The organism is Ruegeria sp. HKCCA5426 (assembly GCF_013034585.1).
GTDB lineage: Bacteria > Pseudomonadota > Alphaproteobacteria > Rhodobacterales > Rhodobacteraceae > Ruegeria.
On sequence record NZ_WQGH01000028.1, the window covers coordinates 1 to 4,732 of the forward strand.

Here is a 4,732-nt window from a genome sequence, read left to right on the forward strand (position 1 = left end):
CTATGTCCAAATCCAAGCATGAGCAACCGAACGACGGTTAACGTGACAACACCCGCCTCACAACTGAGTGGCGGCTTGCGGTAGTGAAATGTGTTGCCGGGAACAGTGAGATTGCAGCCCTGGAACAATGTGTGGTCCGGGTCGCCCGTCCATCGGCTGATACATCTGGTGCAGGAGGCTAATGATGTTTGCGGCAAGGCAAGTATCCAATTTCACCCCCAGGCGTTCGCACATTCCAAGAGATCTAAATTAGCTGATCGGCTCATTGCTTTTTTAGTTTCTCCGTTGGCGGTCGGCCTTGCCAGCGTCGGTATGCACGTGTGAACGCTGACTGGTTTGCGTATCCGAGACTGGACGCCAAGGTCCCAATCGCCTGGCCTTTTGTGTTAAGATGTTCGTTAGCCAATTGTCGGCGAACATCGTCCAAAATTTGTGAAAACGAGTTTCCTTCTTCGGCCAGGCGCCGTTGCAGACTTCTGCGGCTCGTTCCAATTGCGGCAGCAATTCTGTCGATACTTGGCCTGCCTTCCCGGAGAAATCCTATGAGCAGCAGTGAAACGAAGTAAGAGGTCGATGCTCCGCTTCGCACGGGAACCCAATCCATGCCCGGATCGATCAGATCGTTTTTGTTGCGTTGGATCTGGATTGGTGCGTCGGCAACTTCAGACCGAATTTCCAATCTGAGGTTTTTTGCCCTCTGATAAGACACTCGTTCGCCGAGCCAACGGCCAAGATGATCGAACCCGTATACAGGATGAGGGATCATTTGGACGTCGCGCAAATACGGCCCTGGCGCTGATGTAAGCCCACAGATCATCGACACCATCGCTGTAAAGTACTGTTGAATGATATGGAGCGTCTCGTCGTCAAAGCTAAGAGCCCAGCCTTCCTCGATGACTAAATCACCTTCTTCGGTTGAATATGCTCTGAACATTTCATGCGTACAGTGATTGCTCATTGCCGCTTCAATCAAGGACATCACACCCCGCAGTGTATCGGCTTTCATGCCAACGGAACAAATCAGGCCGAGTTCGAAGAACCCCCTGTCCTGAACAATTCGCCAAGGCAAGTTCGGTGTGTGCTGTCTTGCCAGATCACGCAGAAACTGGGCCGCGGGGCGCAGCGGAATAAATTCGAGTGGATGGAGTTCCGAGTACCAACCCAGGTCAACTTTTCGAAGTTCCTGGTGCGGATTCTGTCCGTTCTCCCGCATCCAGCGCACGACCGGAGCCAATGCCGCTGATCTTATCAATGGTACAATCAATTTCGCGCACTCTCAGTTGATTTGGAACATATATCCCGTTGAACCTCGATTGTGGCACCAAATGGTAAATGCTTGCACAGCACATTGATTTGGATCAAGCCACGCGCAGCGCACCACTCTATCTTTCCACTCAACCGGCGCTTTTGATTTTCAAAGGCCATGTGTTTTGAATGGAGATAAGCTCTTGAACAGCAACCGAAAGATCAAAACTTGGGCGCTGTCCGCAACTGCCGCCGCGCAATTGGCTGCGAGTCCTGCAATGTCACAACAGAACGACTGGAACTTCGCCGCGTCGCTCTATCTCTTTGCCCCCGAGACCACCGTCGGAGCGACAACGCCATTTGGCCCGGTCGAGGGTGAGTTGAGTTTCAGTGATGCGATCAGCAACCTGGATTTTGCCTTCATGGGCACGTTTGAGGCCAGAAACGCTCGGTGGGGCTTCATTGCCGACTACATGCTAAATGACCTGTCATTCGAAAGTGACACACCCAGATCGGCTTTCTCGGGTTTGAACACCGAGTTCAAGACCCAGATTTTGAACGGCTACGTGACTTACCGTGCCTACGCTAGTCCGGGCGTTCAATTGGACTTTGCGGCGGGTTTTCGTTGGTTCGATATGGAGACAAAGTTCACACTACAATCCGGAAGGCTTCCGGAGAGAAAAACCACGGTACAAGATGACTGGGTCGACCCGGTTGTCGGGGCTCGGATCGGTTTCAAAATCAGCGAGCGTTGGTCGGGTACGGTGTTCGCCGACTATGGTGGTTTCAGCAGCGGCAGCGAAACCTGGCAAACGCTTTTGACCGCAAACTATGCTCTCAACGACAGGTGGGATTTGCGCGCCGGCTATCGCTACCTGTCAGTTGACCACGATATCGGCGGTATCGATTTCTCATTCACGCAATCAGGCCCGCTCTTTGGGGCAACCTATCGGTTTTAATCCGTCCTGCGAGAGCAAAAGTGACATCAAAGGAAAGTAATGCAATGCACGTATTCTATTCACGAACTGGATCCCTGTCTGTGAGGGCCCTTGTATTCGGCCTGATGTCCGTATTGCCAACGGTATCGCTGGCGCAACATGAGCTGGACCGAACCATACTGCCAATCGCTCCCCCAGCGGAGCCGCAGTTCTCGGAGCAGAATGTGCGCGACGCGATACCGCCTCAGCTGTTCGAGGTCACGGCCCCCGAGGGTGCGCCCAACGTTCTGGTGGTTCTTGTTGACGATCTTGGCTTTGCCGGGACCAGCACCTTCGGCGGCCCAGTATCGACCCCGACATTTGATGAACTTGCTGCCGAAGGATTGCGGTTCGTGGACTTTCATACCACAGCAGTCTGTTCACCGACCCGCGCCGCGATCAAGAGCGGGCGCAACCATCATTTAAACAACATGGGCGGGATCATCGAGACAGGCACGACCTTTCCGGGCAACACCGGGCAGATCACGGCTGATGTTGCGCCGGTCGCCGAAATTCTGCGTCACAACGGCTATAGCACCGCAGCATTCGGCAAGTGGCACGAAACAGCCGCCTGGGAAGCCAGCGTTTCCGGACCCTATGACCGCTGGCCGACCCGGCAGGGTTTTGACAAGTTCTATGGCTTTCTTGGCGGAGAAACCAACCAATGGGCACCATTCATTTACGACGGGACCCATCCGGTCGAGCTTCCCGAAGACCCGAATTATCACTTCCTGGAAGATATGACCAATCAGACTGTGGCATGGATCAAGTATCAAAAGGCACTGACGCCAGAGCGGCCATTCTTTGTCTACTATGCGCCCGGTGCCACTCATGCGCCACACCACGTGCCGCAGGAGTGGATCGACCGATGGAAGGGCAAGTTCGATCAGGGTTGGGACGTTCTGCGTGACGATATTCTGACGCGCCAAAGCGAGTCCGGGATTATCCCCGAAGGAACAGCACTGGCCCCCAAACCGTCAGCCATTCCCGACTGGAGCGATCTGAGCGATGACGAAAAAACCCTGTTCGCCCGCCAGGTTGAGGTCTTTGCGGGTTATGTCGAGATGACTGACCATGAAATCGGGCGTGTAATTGCCGCAATCGATGATGTTGGGCAGTTGGACAATACGTTGGTCATTCTTGTCTACGGCGACAACGGCACCAGTTCCGAGGGCGGCCGCAACGGTATGTTCTCAGAAATGACCTATTTCAACGGGGTGCAGGAACAGGTCGCCGACATGATCAAGAAGATGGACAAATGGGGTGGGCCCGAAACCTATCCCCATATGGCAGCCGGTTGGGCTGTGGCCTTCGACACGCCCTATAAATGGACCAAACAGGTGGCGTCGGATCATGGCGGAACCAAGGTCGGCATGGCTGTTCACTGGCCCGCCGGGATCAAATCCAGAGGCGAACAGCGTGACCAGTTCCACCATGTAATCGACGTGGCCCCGACCATTCTGGAGGCAGTCGGTCTGCCCGAGCCGACATCGGTGAACGGGGTTTCGCAACGTCCCATGGACGGGGTCAGCATGGTCTATTCGTTTGATGATGCACAGGCCGAGGACCGTCATACCACCCAGTATTTCGAAATGTTCGGTAACCGGGCCATCTATCACGAAGGCTGGTTCGCCCGCACCATTCACAAAGCTCCGTGGGAACAGGAACCGCGTCGGCCTCTCGATCAGGATATTTGGGAACTCTATGACACGTCCAGTGACTTCAGTCTGGTGAATGACCTTTCCGAAGCGCGTCCGGAAAAACTGGCGGAGCTTCAGGACATCTTTCTGATCGAAGCGGCGCGTAACAAGGTCCTACCGCTTGATGATCGCACCTTTCTACGGATTAACGGCGAACTTGTCGGGCGTCCTGACGTCATGAAAGGTCGCACGTCGATCACATTAGCGCAGGGCATGACCGGTATGACCGAAAACGTGTTCCTCAACATCAAGAACAAGTCCAAGACCATCACTGCCGAAGTCGACGTGTCCGAGAACGGCGGCAATGGCGCGATCATCGTGCAGGGCGGACGGTTCGGTGGCTGGGGGCTTTACGTCAAGGACGGGATGCCCGGGTATGATTACAACTTCCTCGGGCTTGAACGTTACACGGTTGCCTCCGAGCATAAACTTGCCCCCGGCAAGCATATCCTTCGGTTCGAGTTTGCCTATGACGGTGAAGGCCTGGGCAAAGGAGGCATGGGGACGCTCTATGTCGATGATGCCAAGGTTGCCGAAGGCCGGATCGACCGCACCCAGCCGATGGTGTTCTCGGCCGACGAAACCGCCGATGTGGGCATCGACCTGGCCACGCCGGTGATCGAGACCATCGGGGCCGAGGCCAAATCGCGCTTCACCGGTGAGATCAGCCGCGTGACCGTAGAAGTTCACTGAACCGGATCGTGCCGCGGCCGTACGTCGGCAGCGGCACGAGCATTCCAAACAAACACCAGGAGTGGTGTTGTCACGTTAACCGTCGTTCGGTTGCTCATGCTTGGATTTGGACATAGG

General features: G+C 55.1%; 3 protein-coding genes. 2 read left to right on the top strand and 1 reads right to left on the bottom strand.

Annotation, left to right across the window (positions count from 1 at the left end; all coding sequences use genetic code 11):
• Nucleotides 1-262 precede the first annotated feature (262 nt).
• Entirely contained in the window at nt 263-1,264 is a 1,002-nt protein-coding gene (locus tag GOV87_RS20265) for an AraC family transcriptional regulator (RefSeq protein ID WP_171212959.1), read from the bottom strand.
• 184 nt (nt 1,265-1,448) lie between these two features.
• Here GOV87_RS20265 and GOV87_RS20270 point away from each other — a divergent pair, with 184 nt between their 5' ends.
• A complete protein-coding gene (locus GOV87_RS20270) occupies nt 1,449-2,204 on the top strand; it encodes an opacity family porin (protein ID WP_254447443.1) in 756 nt (251 codons plus the stop codon).
• 80 nt (nt 2,205-2,284) lie between these two features.
• The gene (locus GOV87_RS20275) at nt 2,285-4,615 is read left to right on the top strand and encodes an arylsulfatase (RefSeq protein WP_217360922.1); all 2,331 of its coding nucleotides are present in this window, start codon (nt 2,285-2,287) and stop codon (nt 4,613-4,615) included.
• Nucleotides 4,616-4,732: the final 117 nt, after the last annotated feature.